Below are 18,901 nucleotides of genomic sequence, written 5' to 3'. Positions count from 1 at the left end.
TCTGTCGGTCCCCTTCTGAGTCGACAGCCGTAAGTCCGAATGATAAAATATCGCACAGATGTACGATCTATGGTTTGACAATTCACGGCGGAGCCTGGCTTTCCCGGCGCCGCCTGTTTGGAGGACTTTTTTTGAAGATAACAGGAAACATACGAAACAGCATGACTTACAAAAAAAAGCTGTTTTACGTAATGACAGCACTTTGTTTTATCGGCTCGCTGATTTTCGTCAATCACAACGCTTCTTTTTATGAGCGCCCGATTGCCAAAGTGACGAAAACCACATTGGAACATCAATCTGACGTGCAGGACATGCATAAAAACAAAGATAGGATTTTCAATCAGAGGATCACAGCCAAACTTGAAAACGGCAGTCAGAAAGGACAGCTCATTCATTTGTCCAATCAGTATTCATCCTCCGGAGCGAATGATCAGAAATATTCAATCGGCGATGAAGTATTCGTTTCTATTGATAAAGGAAACACGCCAAATAAGGATATATCGGGAAGCATTATAGATAAAAAACGGGATAAACAGCTTTTGCTGATCGCTTGGATTTTCATATTCACCTTACTTATCGTCGGCAAAAAACAAGGCTTCTTTTCAATCATCAGCCTGATCTTTAACGCTGTTTTGTTGTCGTTTGCGCTAGATTTATACCGGAAGCACCCGAACATCGGGCTTATTTTCATCTGCGGTATCTGTATTCTCATCTTTACTGTCATATCATTGCTGCTTGTCAGCGGCTTTCACGCGAAAACATATGCGGCCATAACAGCGACGCTCGCAGGCACTTTTGTTTCCCTTCTGATTACGTATCTTGTGATGGCGGCTGCCGGAGAGAAAGGTCTCAGATATGAAGAAATGCAGTATTTAACCCGCCCTTATCACACGGTGTTTATGGCTGGGGTATTCATCGGATCGCTGGGAGCGGTCATGGATGTGGCCATTACCATGACGTCATCTGTCTTTGGGTTATATGAAGAAAACAAGAGTATCTCATTACAAGCGCTTAAACGGTCCGGGATGGAGATCGGAAAAGACATAATGGGGGCGATGACGAACATTCTGTTTTTTGCTTATATAAGCGGCTCTATTCCGATGATGCTTTTGTATCTGAAAAATGATTCACCGATAGGATTCACTCTTTCTATGAACATTTCCTTGGAAATAGCCAGAGCATTGGCCGGGGGAATCGGAATTGTTTTAACCATACCTGCCAGTCTGTATGCTTCTATCTTTTTCATTAAACGAAAGAAGGCAAGCTCATGAATGTCATCGTAATTCTTGCGGCGATTTTATTTCTATTGATGGTCATGATCGGCGGCAAAAAGGGAGCGAGATCATTTATTGCGTTATTTTTAAATTTCGGTGTTCTCTTTCTCACCATCATCTTAATGACAGACCCGCATATCAATCCGATTGTTTTAACATTGCTCTCTTCCGCCGTGATTTGCAGCATTACACTTTTTTATATTAACGGGGGAAACGTCAAAACCGTAACCGCCTTTATTTCTGCAATGCTGACAATTGTATTGCTGCTGTTTTTTATTATGGCCGTAACGAAACATACTTCGATTCAAGGATTCGGTGAAGAAGAACTGGGTGATATCGGCATATTCACTCTTTTTGTCGGGGTGGATTTTGTGAAGGTGACCGCTGCGATGATCATTATGGGCACGATAGGGGCGATTACCGATGTGGCGATTTCCATTACCTCGCCCATGAGAGAAATTCACAGCCATAATCCGTCCATGAACAGAAAAGATCTGTACAAATTCGGTTTAAGCATCGGGAGAGATATTTTAGGAACGAATACGAATACTTTATTCTTTGCTTTTTTCGGCAGCTATCTGGCTTTAATTATATGGTTTAAAGACTTATCATACTCTGCTGAAAAAATAGTGAACTCAAAAGTCTTCAGCGCAGAAGCCGTCACCATTCTTTGCGCCGGGATCGGGATCGGCTTGATCATTCCCGTTACGTCCTGGATCACCGCCTATTTTTTAGCGAAACAAAATAAACGTTAAAAGCTGCCGGGAAACTTCCGGCAGCTTTTTTTATCTTATACCCACTTCACAACGTCTTTTGAGGCAGATCTTGTTTTCGGGCGCGGTTCTCTGACACGGTACCCGAATGCGGCCATGACGGAGATGTCGAAACTTCCGTTTTCAAGAAGCCCTTCTTCTTCAAGAATCCGGTGAATTTCTTTGTAGTTGAAGCCTTCTATCGGGCAGGAATCAATGCCGATCTGCGCAGCGGCTGTCATCATATTGCCGAGGGCGATATATGTCTGCTTTGATGCCCAGTCAAACAGCGCACGATCTGATTCAAGCAGATTGAAATCATGTTTCTGGAATTCTTCCGTTTTGCTGATATAGCCTTCATACATATCATCCGGCATTTTTTTGACTTCCCGCAAGTGGTTTTTGACATAGTCGGCGTCAAAACGGATATCCTTTGCCGTCCGGGCAAGCAGAAGAACGAAGTGGCTTGCGGTCGGCAGCTGCTTTTGCGCGCCCCACGTGAACTCGCGAAGTTTTTCGCGAAGCTCCGGATTTTGGACAACGACAAATCTCCAAGGTTCAAGACCGAGTGAGCTTGGGGATAATCTTCCCGTTTCTAAAATGAATTCAAAATCGCTTTCTGAAATTTTTTTCTCAGGATCAAATTCCTTTGTGGCGTGTCTGAATTGATACGCTTCGATGATCTCGTGTTTTTTATCTGACATTCTGATCTCTCCTTTACAATCTCGTATGTACTATTGTAGCCAACATTTTTGAAAGTACCAGTACGCACATTTTTGTTGGATAGTATCCATTTTGATACTGACAAAAAAACGGACTGCCGCGGCAGTCCGTTTTTATTTTTCTCTTCTTGCAAAGTCAACGAAACGAAATTTATCGAGCCTGTGCCGGCTTTCCGTATATTGAAAGAGGCTGGTGTCCTCCAAAAACACACGGTTTTTCACGACCGCCATATGGCTGAATCCGCCGAGATCCAAATACTTCCGGTCTTCTTCCCCTGCCGGCTCCACGACAATTTCTTTTTGCGCGTAGCTGATTGACAGGCCGAGTTCTTCTTCGAGATACTCGTAAATCGAATCTTCGCAAATCGCCTTCGTCAAAAGAGGAACGTGCTTTTTCACAAAGTAATCCTTGTCCAAAATAATGTGTTCTCCGTCAATCCGCCTTGATCTGACGACTTCCCACACCTTTTCATCCGCCTTTGTGCCAAGCTCTTTTGCGGCTTCGGCGGGAGGCGGAATCAGCCCGAGACGGTGAACCGTCGTTTTCGTCTCTTTTCCGAGCGTTTCCGAAAGCTCCTTGAAGCTGACCAGGCCTGAGACGGGAAAACGCATTTTTTCTCTGTCTAATATGACGGAGCCTTTGCCTTTGATTTTCTGGATGTAGCCGTTTTGCGCCAGCATATTGAGCGCTTTGCGGACGGTTTCTCTTGATGTGCCGTATTGATCGCACAAATCATTTTCAGACGGAAGAACGTCTTCAGCCTTCCGCATGCCGCTTTCAATTTGCTGCACCATGTCTTTATAGATTGTGATGTATTTATTCACTTTCATTCATGACCACCCAGATTAGTGTATCACGCTTTGGTCAGATGATAAACGATCGATTCATACGGACGGAGCGTCAATCGTTCCGGCCGCCCTTCCCTCGGTTCATCATTCGTCAACAGCACCGTAAACTGCCAGCCGGCCATGTCTTCAAGCGGAACCGTAAAATCCGCTTCTTTTCCATAGAAGTTGTTGATGCATAGGAGTTTTTCATCCTTGCCGTGTCTCACGTACGCCAGAACCGACGGATCGTCTTCAGCAAGCAGTTCAAACGTTCCTTCGGTCACGATGTCATATTCCTTTCTGAGCCTGATGAGCTTCTGGTAATGGTAGAAAATTGAATCCGGGTCCCGCAAAGCCGCTTCTGCGTTAATGTCCCGATAATCATCCGCCGCGGGAATCCAAGGCGTTCCCGTCGTGAAACCGCCGTGCGGTTCGCTGTTCCATTGAACGGGAGTCCTTGAATTGTCTCTTGATTTCTCTTTTAAAATGGCGATAATGTCTTTTTCGGGCACGCCCTCTGCCTTCATCTTCTTGTAAATGTTCAGTGATTCGACATCACGGTATGAGCCGATGTCCTCGAATTTCGGATTGCCCATGCCGATCTCCTCGCCTTGATAAATGTAAGGCGTTCCCTGCATCATATGAATCGCCGACGCCAGCATTTTGGCTGATTTCGTCCGGTATACGCCGTCGTCTCCGTATCTGGATACGACCCGCGGCTGGTCATGGTTGCACCAGAATAAAGCATTCCAGCCTCCGCCTTTTTGCATCTCCGTCTGCCAAAACGCTAAAATCCGTTTCAGCTTCAGAAAATCAAACGGAGCGAGCGCCCACTTTTCACCATTCGGATAATCCACTTTTAAATGATGAAAGTTAAAGGTCATATCGAGTTCTTTACTTTTCGGGTTTGTGTACCGGATGCAGTGGTCAGCCGTTGTCGAGGACATTTCACCGACCGTCATGCTGTCATATTTCGAAAACACTTCCCGGTTCATCTCATGGAGAAATTCATGCACGCGCGGACCGTCCGTATAATAAGGACGCCCGTCATGTCCGTCTTTGGCATCAGGAAACGATTGGTCTTTAGAAATGAGATTGATCACATCAAGCCGGAAGCCGTCGATCCCTTTTTGGAACCAAAAATGCATCATGTCGTAAACCCGTTTTCTCATCTCTTCATTTTCCCAGTTCAAATCAGCCTGCGACACATCAAATAAATGCAGATAGTGCTGGCCTGACGCCGGATCAAGCTTCCAAGCGGAGCCGCCGAATTTTGATTCCCAGTTGTTCGGCGCCTGGCCGTCTTCCTTTCCGTCTTTCCAAATGTAAAAATCCCGATACGGACTGTCAGGTGACGAGACCGCTTCTTTGAACCACTTGTGCTCGACGGATGTATGGTTTACAACAAGATCCATGACGACTTTGATCCCTCTTTTGTGCGCTTCATCGAGAAGACGTTCAAAATCCTCCATTGTTCCGTATTCTTCATAAATGGTGCAGTAATCACGAATGTCATAACCATTGTCATTCTGCGGCGAATCGTAAATCGGCGTAAGCCAAATGACATCAATCAAAAGCTTCTGTAAATAATCAAGCTTCTCGATAATGCCGTTAAGATCGCCGATCCCGTTTCCCGTCGTATCATTAAAGCTCTTCGGATAAATTTGATACACCGCTGCCTTTTTCCACCATGGTGTGCTGTCTGTTTTCATTTTTCTTCACCGCCTGTAATCATTTGAATTGAAAGGGAAAAGGGACAGCCTGAATGAAGGCGTCCCGCAGGTTATCTATTTTTTCCGCTTCAGCCGCGCATACCCGTATGTTCCCGCAAACGGGAGAATCAGCACGATCAGCATTCCGAGCGCAAACGGACCCCAGTACCGGCTCATGATGGAGAAAATCCCCGGCACTCCGCCTACTCCGACTGAGCTTGCCAAAACGCCTTTAACGGAGATGTACATCCCTGCGATTCCCGAACTGATCATGGCGATCACAAACGGAAATTTGTAACGCAGATTCACGCCGAAAATCGCCGGCTCGGTAATGCCCAAATATGCGGAAATGCCGGCCGTCAGTGAAAGCCCCCGCTGTTTTTTATCTTTTGTAATCAGCATCATGGCCAAAGCCGCCGATCCTTGAGCAATATTTGACAAAGCGAGCATCGGCCATAAAAATGTGCCGCCGAGCTTTGAACCGATTAATTGAAGATCGACCGCCAGAAACGTATGATGCATTCCCGTAATCACAAGTGCCGAATACAGCCCCCCGTACAGCAGGCCGCCGATGGCGGAGAATTGGCCGAAAATGGCGATCAATCCCGCTGTCAGCGCGTTTCCGATCGCAAAAGTGATCGGACCGATGATGACAAACGACAGAAAACCGATGACCAGCAGCGTCACAGGCGCGACGACTAACAGCTGAATGCCTTCCGGCGTCCGTTTCGTTAAAAAGAGCTCAAGCCTGGCAAGTAAATAAGACGCCAGCAGAATCGGAAGCACCTGACCTTGATACCCCACTTTCTGCACCTCCAGGCCGAAGAGATTCCACACCGGAATATCGCCGCTCTGCTCGGCAGCCCCGTAGCCCCATGCATTCAACAGATCAGGATGCACAAGCATCAGCCCGAGCACGATGCCCAAAAGCGGGCTTCCTCCGAACCGCTTCACTGCTGACCAGCCGATTAAAGCCGGCAGAAAAGCGAAGGCCGTCCCCGCGATCAGATTAATCATATTGGCGAGATCCGCCCATTGCGGATACACTTGAACAATCGATTTTGTGCTGAAGAAAATGCCTTCCGCCGTTAAGATGTTGTTCAGGCCCATTAAAAGCCCGGCTGTGACGATCGCCGGAAGGATCGGAATAAAGATGTCCGCAAGCGTTTTCACAGCGCGCTGCAAAGGATTCATTTTTTGTGCTGCCGCCTTCTTTACGTCATCCTTTGACGCTTCGCCTATCCCCGTTTCCTTCACTAACTCCGCATATACTTTGTTGACCGTCCCCTGCCCGATCACGACCTGAAATTGTCCGTTTACCGCAAAAGAACCTTTGACAATGTCTATTGCATCAAGCATTTTCTGATTCACTTTGGTTTCATCTATTAACGCAAACCGCAAACGCGTAACACAATGAGTTGCCGCCTCAATATTTTCGATTCCGCCGACAGCTTCAGCGATCTGCCGCGCAGCCCGGTTAAACTCACCCATGCCAACCCCTCCGTAACCGTTTTCATTTTATCTTGCAAACTTGTATATACATGTTTATAACTCTATTGTAATGATGTATATACATGTCGTCAATCTATTTTTATAGCGCTTTCATCACAAATATACTGCGAAAGACCCTTAAACAAAAAAATCCCCGCCGGGACGGGGTCTTGATTACTTGTTTTTCCCGGAACATGTCCAGGCGGAATCACAACAGGGGCAGCAAAAGCATACAGTACTGTACAACTAAGTTAAAGAGGTGTGAAGAGATGCCATCCACTGTTATCAACCTGTACTATTTGAAGATTAACAGTATTTCTGGCAACGGATCTATAACGATTGGGGAAGCGGCATACAACAGTCCCACCACAAATAACAAATCACAAGGACTGAACTCTTCATTCGGCGATACGTCACCTATAGAATCGATGATGGAGAACTTGTTAAATGATCCTGATGTAAACGACCAGACAGCCATCGGAACCGCAGATACCGCAAATATTACGCCGGTGCCGCCCATTATAGATTAAAGGGGTTTTTATGAATGCCTTACCAAATTAACGTCGTCAATATAAAAGTAAACGGAGCAACGCAAAACGGAAACGTCGATATCGGTCAGACCGTACAAAACAGCCACACCGCCAACAGTAAACTTGTCGGCGCGAACTTTTCTTTAGGAGACTTTTCGCCGGCCGCCGGATGTTTGAATTCGGGCCATCTTGACCCTGACGTAAGCGACCAGGATCAAATCGCCAACCCGTCAATGCCGATCGCAAATCAAATATAGGGGAGCTATAGTGAAGTGGATATCGAAAAAATGAGAAAGTGGCTTGAGATTACGAACGAGCACAAGCCCAGCGACTTTTGGACCAATGTCCTGAAACGGAAATCTCCCGAAGATTTTTTCTCCTTACAAAAAAACACCCTGATTTATGATATCTATCAGGATGAACAGCACACATTTGTCATTGTGGAAATGCCCGGTGTTTACGAAGAAGAATTAACATTGAGGCTGCTGTCAAGAACACGGCTGCATATAAAAGGAAACATCACGCCCCTTTTTCCCAAGGACATGGGAATCTGCCAAAACCGGTATTATGGGGAAATTGATGAGACGATTGATCTTCCTGAACCGGCTGATCCCCATCTTTTACAGGCGCAGTGCGTCAACGGCCTGCTCCACATTTCCTATCCGCGTCTGATGGAACACATTCCTTTTCAGAAAAAAATATAAGGAGCCGGCTTACGGGCGGTTCAGCCGTCTGTACACTTTCTCCTTATAATGAGAAGATGCGGGTTTTGAGAACATGGCTTTCTCCTCCGTCAGCTTGTCGAGCCTGACTTGTTTTTCCGTCCGTTTGTTCCGCAGGTGATCCAGCTCCGTTTCATTGCGGCACTTGGCGATCAAATAATCGAGCGTCATCAGCTCTTTCTTCAGCGCGCCCTCATCCTCGGCGATCCCGGCATTTTTCAAGATACGGTAGCCCATTCTGAGCGACTCCGGAAGATGTGCGGCATCGTCTTTCGGCAGGGGCTTTCCCATTCCTTTGATGCCGGCGAATTCTCCATCCTTAATGGCGCGCTTGATTTTATCTTCAGCCACGATATGGGCAATATCCATCATTTGTCACCTCTTTTTTTCAATTGAACCGAGTCATATCACACGGAAATGCCGATCCCAGTTTGTGCCATTTTTATTTTTAAAGCTGTCATTCAACAGATAAACCGCCTTTGCGACAGCGTTTTTCGCCCTTTTTCCGATGAGCCTTTTCCACCTTTTCTATTTGCTGGTTTCATGGTATATTGATTACGTTCGTTTTTTCTATCGTTCCGTGTAAACCGTGATCGGAAAAAAGGAGTGTAACAATGAAAACATTTATAAAAGAAAGAGGACTTGCCTTCTTCTTGATAGCGGTCGTGTTATTGTGGGTGAAAACATATGCTGCTTATATTTTAAACTTTAACCTCGGCATAGACAACACGATCCAGAAAATATTGCTTTTTGTGAATCCGCTGAGCTCCAGCTTGTTCTTTCTTGGATTTGGACTTCTTTTCAAGAAAAAATTACAGCAGACAGCCATTATTGTGATTCATTTTTTATTGTCTTTTTTGCTTTATGCAAACATCGTCTATTATAGATTCTTTAATGATTTCATTACCATCCCGGTCATGATGCAGGCAAAAACAAACGGCGGCCAGCTCGGAGACAGCGCGTTTTCATTAATGAGATGGACAGACGCCTTCTACTTCCTGGATACCGTCATTTTGATTATTTTGGCCCTAAAGATGAAAAAACCGGCTGAAAAACCGGCGAAGAAATCATTCAGAATCGTTTTGGCTTCCGCCGTGCTTGTGTTCCTGATCAACCTGGCCGTCGCGGAATCCGACCGGCCTGAGCTTTTGACACGCTCATTTGACCGAAACTATCTGGTGAAATATTTGGGCACGTACAACTTCACGATTTACGATGCCGTGCAGAATGTGAAGTCAAACAGCCAGCGCGCGCTTGCCGATTCAAGCGATGTAACGGATGTGGAAAACTACATGAAGGCCAACTATGACGTGCCGAACAACGTCTATTTCGGAAAAGCCGAAGGAAAAAACGTCATCTACGTCTCATTAGAGTCTCTGCAGTCCTTTATCATTGATTACAAAATTAACGGCAAGGAAGTGACGCCGTTTTTAAACAAACTGGCGCATGACAATCAAACATTCTACTTTGATAACTTTTTCCACCAAACGGGACAAGGTAAAACATCAGATGCGGAATTTATGATGGAAAACTCTCTGTACCCGCTGTCGCAAGGTTCGGTTTTCGTCAATAAAGCGCAAAACACGCTTCAGTCCGTTCCTGCGATCTTAAAAGGCAAAAACTATACGTCTGCCGCTTTCCACGGTAATACGCAGACTTTCTGGAACCGTAACGAAATGTACAAAGCGGAAGGCATCGATAAGTTCTTCGATTCCGCTTATTATGACATGAGCGAAGAGAATACGAAAAACTACGGCATGAAAGACAAACCGTATTTCAAAGAGTCCATGCCGCTCTTAAAGAGCCTGCCGCAGCCGTTCTATACGAAGTTCATTACGCTGTCCAACCACTTCCCGTTCGGAATGGATAAAGAGGACACAGACTTCCCGACAGGAGACTTTGGCGATTCAGTCGTCAATAACTACTTCCAGTCCGCGAACTATCTGGATGAATCAATTGAACAGTTCTTTAATGATCTGAAAAAAGACGGTCTGTACGATAAGTCGATTATCGTGATGTACGGAGACCACTACGGCATCTCTGAAAACCATAATAAAGCGATGGCGAAAGTGCTCGGCAAAGATGAGATCACTGATTACGACAATGCCCAGCTTCAGCGGGTTCCGCTCTTTATCCACGCTCCTGGCGTGAAAGGCGGCCGTAATCATAAATTTGCCGGCGATGTCGATGTCGCGCCGACCGTTCTTCATCTGCTCGGCGTCGATACGAAAGATTATCTCATGTCAGGTTCTGATATCTTATCGAAAGAGCACAGAGAAGTGATTCCGTTCCGTAACGGCGACTTTATCTCACCGAACTATACGAAAGTGGCCGGCAAGTATTACGATACGAAAACCGGAAGACTTTTAGATGATTCAGAAGTCGATAAAAAAGAAGACTCTCTCGTCAAAACCGAGCTTGAAATGTCTGATAAGATCATCAACGGCGATCTGCTTCGCTTCTATCAGCCAAAAGGCTTCAAGAAAGTGGACCCGTCACAATTCGATTATACGAAGCGTGAAGATTCTTCAGCAGATGATCAAAAAGAATAAACAAAAGCCAGATCATATTATGATCTGGCTTTTTTATGTTCAGCTTCCGGCTGCGGCCATTGAGCGCTTTTGCAGGCTGTCGGAAAGAACCGAATAAGCGACGACTTTCTTTTTCTGCTGTTTGACGACATCTACATGATCTTCATAGCTGTATACAAACACTGTCACATCTTTTTTTCCTTTTCTTGTCTTAATGACAAGCGGGTCGGCTCCGTTTTGCGGATGAAGATAACGCTCTTCATCACCCGGGTATATATAATGCCGTTCTATAAACACAGCTTCGTTAAAATCATCAATCACCCGGCGTTTGTCTTCGCCTTCCAGACGTTTTCCGCCGAGGGATACGGCAGCGGACTCGTCACTGAGCTTTGAATGGGTTTCAAATTTGCGGAGAATCCATTCCACCGCTCCAGTAGGAAGGCATGTCAGTACAATCTTAATCAGGCTTATGACAACAATTGAAACAACTGCAATCCATGTCACCTTACATCATCTCCATACTTGTTCTACATGAATCTTAACACAGGAGGAAACGTTGTTTTTTGTACATTATGTGAAACCTGATAGATATGCAAAAAAATCCGGATCACATATATGATCCGAATTTTTTAAGTCTACTTCTGATCGTCACGGCGGACGGCCTCTCTCAGCTCCTCCGCGACAAATTCGACGTTCGGGCCGATAATGACCTGCGCCGTTTTATTCCCCGTTTTGATAACCCCTTTTGCTCCCGCTTTTTTAAGTGCCGCCTCATTAATAAGAGACGTATCATGCACGGTCAGTCTGAGACGGGTCGCACAGTGGTCAATCGTTTCGAGGTTTTGTCTGCCGCCTAGCCCCTTGAGCATGGCATGTTCTTCAACGGAACCAGCCGTATCTTCACTAAGCACTTCCTCTTCCTCGTCATCTTCCCGTCCCGGTGTTTTTAAGTTTAACGTTTTGATCAGCACGTAGAAGACGACAAAATAGAGCACCGCATAACAAATCCCGACAACGAGCAGCAAAAGCGGTTTTTCGGCAATGCCATAGCTGAGGAGATAATCTATCGCCCCCGCTGAGAACGAAAAACCTGACCTGATTCCGAGAACATTGACGATAAATAAAGAGAATCCGGTTAATAAAGCATGAACCCCGTACAGAAGCGGTGATAAAAACATAAATGCAAATTCAATCGGCTCTGTAATTCCGGTAATAAATGCCGTCAGCGCGAGTCCGATCATCATCCCGGCCGTCGCTTTGCGCTTACTTGGCTTAGCCGCTGCAATCATTGCCAGACATGCGGCCGGAAGCCCGAACATCATAATCGGGAAGAATCCCGTCATATAAGTCCCGGCCGTCGGATCTTTTGCAAAGAAGCGGGCCAGATCTCCCGTTTTTCCGTGAAAATCACCAAATTGGAACCAAAAAATATTATTCAGCACATGATGAAGACCGAATGGAATCAAAAGACGGTTAAAAATACCGAAAATCCCCGCGCCGATACCGCCAAGCCCGATCATCCATTCTCCGAATGATGTAATCACTGACTGAATCGGCGGCCACACAAAGCCGAAAATCCCGGCCAAGATAATGGTGATCAGCGCCGTTACAATCGGCACGAGCCTGCGTCCGCTGAAAAATCCGAGATATTCCGGCAGCTTCGTATCCTTAAAGCGGTTATACGTGTAACCCGCAATTAACCCCGCGATAATCCCTCCGAAAACAGCCATATTATTAGTCGAATTGATGGATTTTACAGCCGCCTCAAGCATTATATAGGAAATTGCTCCCGACAGAGCGGCGGCCCCGTTGCTGTCTTTTGAAATCCCGATCGCGATCCCGATCGCGAAAATCAGCGGCAGATGATCAAATACCGCTGTCCCCGCCGCATAAATGAACGGAATATTTAATAAGTCCTCCCTGCCGATGGCCAAAATAATACCCACGGCGGGCAGAACGGCAATCGGAAGCATAAAAGATTTTCCGAGTTTTTGCAAAAATTGAAGCATTTTACCCATCCCCCTTCTTTTTTCTTAAATATAACACATAAGTTATCTAGTGATCTATACCAATTTTCCTTCATTTATTCAGACACGGTTTGTTGGTTTTCTATTTATAAACCAGTTGTGGTAAGCTTGAATAAGATGAATAAAAATAGAAAGCGGGAATGACAATGATTGTAACAAACGATCAAGAATTAGAAGGCCTAAAAAAAATCGGCAGAATCGTCGCGCTGGCACGGGAAGAAATGAAGAAAAAAGCCGAGCCCGGCATGAGCACGAAAGATCTTGACCTGATTGGAAAGGCGGTGCTTGACGAATACGGAGCCGCTTCCGCTCCGGAGAAGGAATATGATTTCCCGGGCGTGACGTGCATCAGCGTAAATGACGAGGTCGCTCACGGCATTCCGAGCGCCTCTAAAATCCTAAAAGCGGGCGATCTTGTAAATATCGATATTTCGGCGGAGTTCGGCGGTTTTTACTCTGATACGGGTATTTCGTTTGTGCTTGGCGAAGGTGACGAACTCCTGCACAAGCTCTGCAATTGCGCAGCTTCTGCATTTGAAAAAGGGCTTGAACAGGCGAAAGCCGGCAAACGCCAGAACCAGATCGGCAGAGCCGTCTACCATGAAGCCCGCTCTAACGGCTTTACTGTCATTAAAACGCTGACGGGCCACGGAATCGGCAGAAACCTCCACGAAGCGCCGAACCACATCATGAATTACTACGATCCGTTTGATAACGCGCTTTTTAAAAACGGAACCGTGATCGCGCTTGAGCCGTTTATTTCCACGAAGGCCGAAACGATTGTTGAAGCGGGAGACGGCTGGACGTTTAAAACGCCGGATAAAAGCCTTGTCGCCCAAGTGGAGCATACCATCGTCATCACAAAAGACAAACCGATTATTTTAACTGCATTGTAATGTTTCATCTCCCTCCCAAACAGGTATACAACAACTAACCCGAAGGAGGGAGACGCATGAAAAAAGATAAAGAAAAAATCAAAATCGAAAACGAAATACACGCCATGCACGGCGTAACGAAGCAGCAGATTTTAGAGGATTTCGAGGAATTTAAGGCGTACCTTCACCAGAAAATTTCCGCCGGAAAAAAACTAGGCCTGGATGACAGCAAAATCATCAAAAGCGCCGCCATCCTCGGGGACTATCTCGCCAAGCACGAGGAGCCCCGCAATGCGGAAGAAAAACTATTACAAGAGCTGTGGGACATTGCGGATGACAATGAAAAACAGCATTTGGCCCAGCTGCTTGTCAAACTTGCCGGACACTGATACAGTGCCCGGCTTTTTATGTTCCGTTACAAGAGATGTGCTACACTGGACATATGTCTGTGAAAGGAGCCATTTTTCAACATGTGGTTTATTATCTTCGGGTTTATTTTCTTTATTGAAAGCATCATTCTCACCGTTTACGGGGTGAAGAAAAAGAAGGGGCTGCTGACTTATTTCGGCGTCGTATTCGGAATCATGACACTCGGCACGGTGCTGTTAAAATTGACCGGCCATTAAGCATGAAAAGACCGCCCTTTACATATATATGTAAGAAAGCTTTACATCTCTGAATCCAAAGGCTCAGTTTTTGCTTTACCCCTTTTCAGCGTCTTTTTATAGATGTTACAATGCCAAAAGTTTGGCAAAAACTGAAGAAACTCTCCCAAGCGGGAGAACGGAGAAAGGAGTTTTCTGACATGCATTATGGCAGTAAAGGCTGGTATGTAGAAGAGTTAAAGAAAAAAGGAATTACCCACTATGAAGGAAGAAAGCTTCAAAGCTTCAAAAAGTATTTCCTTGCCAATCTGCTCGAAACAAAGAAACAAGCATAACGTAAATCAGCCGTGCTGTCAGTCAGCACGGCTTTTTTCTATACATTCATCAGCCTGTCTCTTTTTTTAAGGAAGGATTCCCTCCAGCTTTCTGACAGCGCTTCTTCCCGCAGTACTTCTTCGATCGCCGCCAGATTGCCGGAATCACGGTATTTCACTTCATTCGCATACCAGACGGAAATGCTTTCTTTGCCTCTCGACAGACGCTTGAGAACCGGACGCGGATCGACATATCCCTCTTCAAGCACCCTGAAATAAAAGCCGGTAAAGCCGGTCTGCTGTACGCGGAGCACCATATCCTTGATGTCATATTTGAGCGCGAGTTTGACGCAGGGCTGGCGCGGCTGGCTCACTTGGACGACGGCTTCCCCCAGCTGAAACACGTCTCCGATCCACACGTCTTGCTCGGCCAGCCCTTTGACCGTTACATTCTCCCCGAACGCGGCGGCGGGAAGTTTTCTCTCAAGCGTTGTTTCCCAATATGAATAATGCTCGGCGGGATACACGCACACCGCTTTATCCGGGCCGCCGTGATGCTTCAGATCAGCTTGTCCGTCCCCTAAAAAATGGGTTTTATACAGCATGACGGGGGAATCCGCGGGCCGCTTTACGATGCCGGAATTGATTTGTCTGCCGGCAAATTCATGAATGGCTGGCTTTCCGATATTGATAGATAAGACAGAATAGTCTTGCGTCACCTCGTTCACATCCTTTGCGAAATATCATATTTATCCTTTATCATAGTAAGAAAAAGGTGGTTTTTCCATGCTTCAATATCGTATGGTTGCAGACGGCCGGGTTCAGGGCGTCGGTTTTCGCTACTTCGTTCAGACGGAAGCAGACAGACATAAGATCGCCGGATGGGTAAAAAACCGTGATGACGGCCGGGTTGAAATCCTTGCCGAGGGCCCTGAAGAGTCGCTGAAAAAATTTGCCGAAGCGGTCAGAAAAGGGAGCCCCTTCTCAAATGTCACAGGCGTAACGGTCGAAGAATCACGCCATCTGAAAGGGTACCGCACCTTTTCCATCAGTTACTGATAAGGCTTGTCCTGGTAAAAATAATTCGGCTTCACAATCGTATTGTCATATGATTTATGGAAAATGTGGGTGGAAGCAGGCGAGATCGGCGGAATCAGCCAGGTCCAGTCTCCCGTCAGCTTTCTGCCCGCGTCTTGTTCCTGCTCTTCAAAGCGCTTAAATTGATTCGCCGCCGTATGGTGATCTACGATACTGACACCGTGTTTTTTATATGAATAGAGCACTGCCTTATTCAGTTCCACCAGCACCTGATCTTTCCACAGATCTGTATTCAGGCTGGCGGAAATCCCCATGACCGACGCGATTTTTCTGAGCAAATCATACCGTTTTTCATCAGCAAGGTTCCTTGCGCCGATTTCCGTTCCCATATACCATCCGTTAAAAGGCGCCGCGTTGTACGACAGTCCGCCGATTTCAAGCTTCATATCAGCGATAATCGGAACCCCGTACCATTTGAGATTCAAATCGGCAAACTCTTCGATATCCGGATGGGAGATCGGCACTTCTTTCACGAGTGTCTGGGGCAGGTCATACCAAACCGGCTGCTCGTCCCCTTTCATTCGGAAAAGCAGCGGCAAAATATCAAAATCGGTCCGCTTTCCGCGCCAGCCGAGTTTTTCACAGACAGCCGTCAGCTCATATGATGCCGGATCGCCGATTCTTCCTTGTTCTGTCTCATACCCCGCGTAGCGGATGAGCTGGTGATTCCAGATTTCCACTTGTTTCTCCCCATTCTTCTCAGGAGGAAAAATCGTAATCGTCGGTTTAATTTTTCCGCCGTTCGTCGCGATTTCGATATGTTCAAATAATGCATCGCGCACCTCTTCTTTCGTGCTCACGCCGCGCCGGTCAATGACGTTCAGCGATTGCCAAAAGAGACGTCCGATACAGCGGTTGCTGTTGCGCCACGCCATTTTCGCCCCGTGTTCAAGCTCTTCCGCCGTATGGACGTAACTTCCCGTCCGATCTATCTCATCTTTTATCGCATGAAGACGCGCATTGATTTGCGATTCCATGCCGAGTTCCCGATAGCAGACATCAATAAAAGCTTTCGCCTCATCCCAGAGTAATTCCGTATGTTTCAAAAAACTCTCTCCTTCAATTTACATCTGCTTCCCATTGTATCGTTTTTAGAAGTGAACACAATGGTTTTTTTGTATCATACTGGAAAGCACAAAGAAAAAACACCTGTGATTTTCGCAGGTGTTTTACAAAACGGAATGCAGTTTTTCAGCCAATGTAAGCAAATCCTCACGGTAGTTTTTTCCCGTCATCGGAATTCCGTGACCCGTCAAAAGCGCTTCCGGCTCCAGTTCGGCCAGTTTCCGGACGGATGCTGCCGCAGTCTGCGTATCTGCTGTGAAATATGCCGGCGGGCCGTGAAGCTCTTGCTTTTGAATGACAACGTCCGCAAGCGATTCCTGTTCAACAGTGATGACGGCATCACCGGCAAGCAGAACGCGGTCTTTTTGCCGGAAAAAAGAAACATGGCCTGGAGTGTGGCCTGGCGTATGCACCCATTTCCATTCTTCAAGAAACGGAACGATGCCGTCTGAAGGCAGGGTCTGAACGGACGGAATTCGGATCGCATGGCGCGGAAACAGCGGCGACAGCTTTGCGACAAGACCTTTTTTCGCATCGGGCCTGGCAGGCGGATAATCCGCTTTTCCCGTGACGTACGGAAGCTCCTGTTCATGAATGTAAACCGGCACATCCCACATTTCAAGCAGCTCTTCAATCGCTCCGACATGGTCAAAATGGCCGTGCGTCAACATGACCGCCTTGAGCTGATACCCATCTCCGAACCGGCGTTTCATTTCTTCTATAATCATCTCCGCTGATTGCGGCATTCCCGCGTCAACCAGAATGATTTCTCTCGGAGCTGAGGGATTTTCGATAAAGTAAACATTCGCAATCTGCACGGTCAGTCCGTAAACACCGTCTGCCGCTTTAAAACCGACACCGCTTTTCAATGAAAAGAGCGGCATAAACGGATCACTCATCATGGCACCTCCTCTGATGCCTTTAGTGTGCGACGAAGCGGATGTTTTATGTTAAAAAATCGTGATTGAGCCGATGATAAGCGCAAAGGCCGTCATGACGATAACGGCAAGAACCGCCCATTTCATCGCAAATTTCTGGTGTTCATCAATGGTTACCCCGGCAAGCCCGACTAATAAATGCGTCGACGGCACGAGCGGGCTTAGCATATGAATCGGCTGGCCGATAATTGAAGCGCGTGCGATTTCCACCTTATCCACGCCGTATGCCACGGCAGTCTCAGACAAAATGGGGAGCACGCCGTAAAAATAGGCGTCGTTGGGCATCAGAAACGTAAAGATACCGCTCGTTAAGGCAACAATCGCCGGAATAAATCCCCCCATCTGCTCCGGGATAAGCGATACGAGGGAAATGGCCATTTCATCGACCATCTTCGTCCCCGTTAAAATTCCGGTAAACACGCCGGCTGCAAATATCATCGAACCGATCGCAAGCACATTGCTCGAATGGGCTGAAATGCGCTCCCTTTGATCGTTAAGCTTCGGATAATTAACAATCAGCGCGATACAAAACGCAATGATGAACAGCACGGTTAAATTCACTTTTCCCGATACTAAAAACCCGACTAAAGAAAGCGTTAACAGTAAATTGAACCACCACAGTCTCGGCCGCTTCCATTCATCTTCCACAGCCGCAGCCGTTTCATTTGTATGGGACGGCTGCTTTAATTCGATCACCCCAAGCCGTTTCCGTTCTATTCTTCCGAGCACATAAGCGGACACCATCATACATACCATGCCGCTGGCAATGACAGGAAGCATCGGCCCCGTCAGCTCTGCCGGGTCCACACCGAGTGCGCTTGCCGCACGCGGCGTCGCGCCGCCCCATGGGATCGTGTTCATGATCCCCATGCCGACACCGGCGATTCCCGCTAAAATAATCGGACGGATTCCGAGCATGATATACAAAGGCAGCATCGCGCTTGTTGTAATCATATACGTCGTCGACCCGTCACCGTCCAGCGCGACAAGCATGGTCAGCACGGCTGTTCCGACAACAATTTTGAGCGGATCGCCTTTGACCAGCTTTAAAATACGCGCAACCATCGGATCAAATAAACCGGCATCAATCATTATGCCGAAATATAGAATCGCAAACATAATCATGACTGCAATCGGCGCCACCTGTTCAATACCGGAGATCATCATCTCGCCGACCCGGTTAAAAGAAAAGCCGGCAATCAGCGCGAACGCGATCGGCGTCAACACAAGCGCCGTTAACACCGAAAGCCGTTTTGTCATGATCAGCACCATAAAAACAAACATCATAAGAAAGCCTAAGATTGCTAACACAGTATGTCCCCCTTATCATGAATACGCTTACATTTTAAAGGCCCGATTCCCCTTTATCTGCCTTTTTGCTAATCTTATGAGAATTGCATATTGAAGTAAATATTTT

At 46.7% G+C, this 18,901-nt stretch carries 22 protein-coding genes; 11 read left to right on the top strand and 11 right to left on the bottom strand.

The window, feature by feature from the left end:
* The first annotated feature begins 131 nt into the window (after window positions 1–131).
* Both QRX25_RS03795 and QRX25_RS03790 read left to right on the top strand, forming a co-directional pair.
* Window positions 132–1,271: a YibE/F family protein gene (locus tag QRX25_RS03795; RefSeq protein ID WP_212100644.1), complete on the top strand. Its 1,140-nt coding sequence runs from the start codon at window positions 132–134 to the stop codon at window positions 1,269–1,271.
* Window positions 1,268–2,029 (top strand): YibE/F family protein, encoded by a 762-nt coding sequence (locus QRX25_RS03790; RefSeq protein WP_013351379.1) that lies wholly within the window; start codon window positions 1,268–1,270, stop codon window positions 2,027–2,029. The genes QRX25_RS03795 and QRX25_RS03790 overlap by 4 nt, the downstream gene beginning before the upstream one ends.
* A 35-nt stretch (window positions 2,030–2,064) precedes the next feature.
* Here the strand turns inward: QRX25_RS03790 and QRX25_RS03785 are convergent, their stop codons facing one another.
* The 4 genes from QRX25_RS03785 to treP form a co-directional block, all read right to left on the bottom strand.
* Window positions 2,065–2,730, bottom strand: coding sequence for an NAD(P)H-dependent oxidoreductase (locus QRX25_RS03785; protein ID WP_065980936.1), 666 nt, complete (start codon window positions 2,728–2,730; stop codon window positions 2,065–2,067).
* Between the two features lie 132 nt (window positions 2,731–2,862).
* Window positions 2,863–3,579, bottom strand: coding sequence for a trehalose operon repressor (gene treR / locus QRX25_RS03780; protein ID WP_115998055.1), 717 nt, complete (start codon window positions 3,577–3,579; stop codon window positions 2,863–2,865).
* Between the two features lie 23 nt (window positions 3,580–3,602).
* Window positions 3,603–5,288: an alpha,alpha-phosphotrehalase gene (gene treC / locus QRX25_RS03775; protein WP_212100640.1), complete on the bottom strand. Its 1,686-nt coding sequence runs from the start codon at window positions 5,286–5,288 to the stop codon at window positions 3,603–3,605.
* A 75-nt stretch (window positions 5,289–5,363) separates the two neighbouring features.
* Window positions 5,364–6,779: a PTS system trehalose-specific EIIBC component gene (treP, locus tag QRX25_RS03770; RefSeq protein ID WP_014469890.1), complete on the bottom strand. Its 1,416-nt coding sequence runs from the start codon at window positions 6,777–6,779 to the stop codon at window positions 5,364–5,366.
* Between the two features lie 269 nt (window positions 6,780–7,048).
* Between treP and QRX25_RS03765 the strand changes: the two genes are divergently transcribed.
* The 3 genes from QRX25_RS03765 to QRX25_RS03755 are packed head-to-tail and all read left to right on the top strand — an operon-like array spanning window position 7,049 to window position 8,013.
* Window positions 7,049–7,309: a spore germination protein gene (locus QRX25_RS03765; protein ID WP_007408496.1), complete on the top strand. Its 261-nt coding sequence runs from the start codon at window positions 7,049–7,051 to the stop codon at window positions 7,307–7,309.
* A gap of 14 nt (window positions 7,310–7,323) precedes the next feature.
* On the top strand, window positions 7,324–7,566 hold the full coding sequence (locus tag QRX25_RS03760) for a spore germination protein (protein WP_013351373.1): 243 nt from the start codon (window positions 7,324–7,326) through the stop codon (window positions 7,564–7,566).
* 15 nt (window positions 7,567–7,581) lie between these two features.
* Window positions 7,582–8,013 carry an Hsp20/alpha crystallin family protein gene (locus tag QRX25_RS03755; RefSeq protein WP_212100637.1) on the top strand — a complete coding sequence of 144 codons (432 nt, stop codon included), beginning with the start codon at window positions 7,582–7,584 and terminating at the stop codon, window positions 8,011–8,013.
* Window positions 8,014–8,022: 9 nt separating this feature from the next.
* Here QRX25_RS03755 and QRX25_RS03750 read toward each other — a convergent pair whose 3' ends face one another.
* Window positions 8,023–8,400, bottom strand: coding sequence for a DnaJ family domain-containing protein (locus QRX25_RS03750; protein WP_065521592.1), 378 nt, complete (start codon window positions 8,398–8,400; stop codon window positions 8,023–8,025).
* Between the two features lie 245 nt (window positions 8,401–8,645).
* Here QRX25_RS03750 and ltaS point away from each other — a divergent pair, with 245 nt between their 5' ends.
* Window positions 8,646–10,583, top strand: coding sequence for a lipoteichoic acid synthase (gene ltaS, locus QRX25_RS03745; protein WP_115998057.1), 1,938 nt, complete (start codon window positions 8,646–8,648; stop codon window positions 10,581–10,583).
* A gap of 39 nt (window positions 10,584–10,622) precedes the next feature.
* Here the strand turns inward: ltaS and QRX25_RS03740 are convergent, their stop codons facing one another.
* Window positions 10,623–11,066 carry a YfmQ family protein gene (locus tag QRX25_RS03740; RefSeq protein WP_013351369.1) on the bottom strand — a complete coding sequence of 148 codons (444 nt, stop codon included), beginning with the start codon at window positions 11,064–11,066 and terminating at the stop codon, window positions 10,623–10,625.
* Between the two features lie 131 nt (window positions 11,067–11,197).
* The gene (gene nagE / locus QRX25_RS03735; protein ID WP_115998058.1) at window positions 11,198–12,571 is read right to left on the bottom strand and encodes an N-acetylglucosamine-specific PTS transporter subunit IIBC; all 1,374 of its coding nucleotides are present in this window, start codon (window positions 12,569–12,571) and stop codon (window positions 11,198–11,200) included.
* A 164-nt stretch (window positions 12,572–12,735) separates the two neighbouring features.
* Here nagE and map point away from each other — a divergent pair, with 164 nt between their 5' ends.
* From map to QRX25_RS03715, 4 genes are all read left to right on the top strand, one after another.
* Window positions 12,736–13,485, top strand: coding sequence for a type I methionyl aminopeptidase (gene map, locus QRX25_RS03730; protein ID WP_115998059.1), 750 nt, complete (start codon window positions 12,736–12,738; stop codon window positions 13,483–13,485).
* 56 nt (window positions 13,486–13,541) lie between these two features.
* Window positions 13,542–13,853, top strand: a complete 312-nt coding sequence (locus tag QRX25_RS03725; RefSeq protein ID WP_003155607.1) for a DUF3243 domain-containing protein — start codon at window positions 13,542–13,544, stop codon at window positions 13,851–13,853.
* A gap of 81 nt (window positions 13,854–13,934) precedes the next feature.
* Window positions 13,935–14,090 carry a hypothetical protein gene (locus tag QRX25_RS03720; RefSeq protein ID WP_115998060.1) on the top strand — a complete coding sequence of 52 codons (156 nt, stop codon included), beginning with the start codon at window positions 13,935–13,937 and terminating at the stop codon, window positions 14,088–14,090.
* Between the two features lie 179 nt (window positions 14,091–14,269).
* Window positions 14,270–14,404, top strand: coding sequence for a YflJ family protein (locus tag QRX25_RS03715; RefSeq protein ID WP_003155609.1), 135 nt, complete (start codon window positions 14,270–14,272; stop codon window positions 14,402–14,404).
* Window positions 14,405–14,442: 38 nt separating this feature from the next.
* On the opposite strand, the gene QRX25_RS03710 is transcribed toward QRX25_RS03715, so the two are convergent.
* Entirely contained in the window at window positions 14,443–15,102 is a 660-nt protein-coding gene (locus QRX25_RS03710; RefSeq protein ID WP_212100634.1) for an MOSC domain-containing protein, read from the bottom strand.
* A 67-nt stretch (window positions 15,103–15,169) separates the two neighbouring features.
* Between QRX25_RS03710 and QRX25_RS03705 the strand changes: the two genes are divergently transcribed.
* Window positions 15,170–15,442, top strand: a complete 273-nt coding sequence (locus QRX25_RS03705; RefSeq protein WP_115998062.1) for an acylphosphatase — start codon at window positions 15,170–15,172, stop codon at window positions 15,440–15,442.
* Here QRX25_RS03705 and nosA read toward each other — a convergent pair.
* From nosA to citM, 3 genes are all read right to left on the bottom strand, one after another.
* The gene (nosA, locus tag QRX25_RS03700; protein ID WP_212100631.1) at window positions 15,436–16,527 is read right to left on the bottom strand and encodes a nitric oxide synthase oxygenase; all 1,092 of its coding nucleotides are present in this window, start codon (window positions 16,525–16,527) and stop codon (window positions 15,436–15,438) included. The genes QRX25_RS03705 and nosA overlap by 7 nt on opposite strands.
* Window positions 16,528–16,650: 123 nt before the next feature.
* On the bottom strand, window positions 16,651–17,445 hold the full coding sequence (locus QRX25_RS03695; RefSeq protein ID WP_212100628.1) for an MBL fold metallo-hydrolase: 795 nt from the start codon (window positions 17,443–17,445) through the stop codon (window positions 16,651–16,653).
* 51 nt (window positions 17,446–17,496) lie between these two features.
* Complete coding sequence (gene citM / locus QRX25_RS03690) at window positions 17,497–18,795, bottom strand: Mg(2+)/citrate complex secondary transporter CitM (protein WP_115998065.1); 1,299 nt, start codon at window positions 18,793–18,795, stop codon at window positions 17,497–17,499.
* Window positions 18,796–18,901: the final 106 nt, after the last annotated feature.

This window comes from Bacillus sp. L381 (genome assembly GCF_030284525.1).
GTDB lineage: Bacteria > Bacillota > Bacilli > Bacillales > Bacillaceae > Bacillus > Bacillus amyloliquefaciens.
Note: the sequence above shows the minus strand (reverse complement) of the source record. Positions and strands in the feature narration are given on the sequence as shown.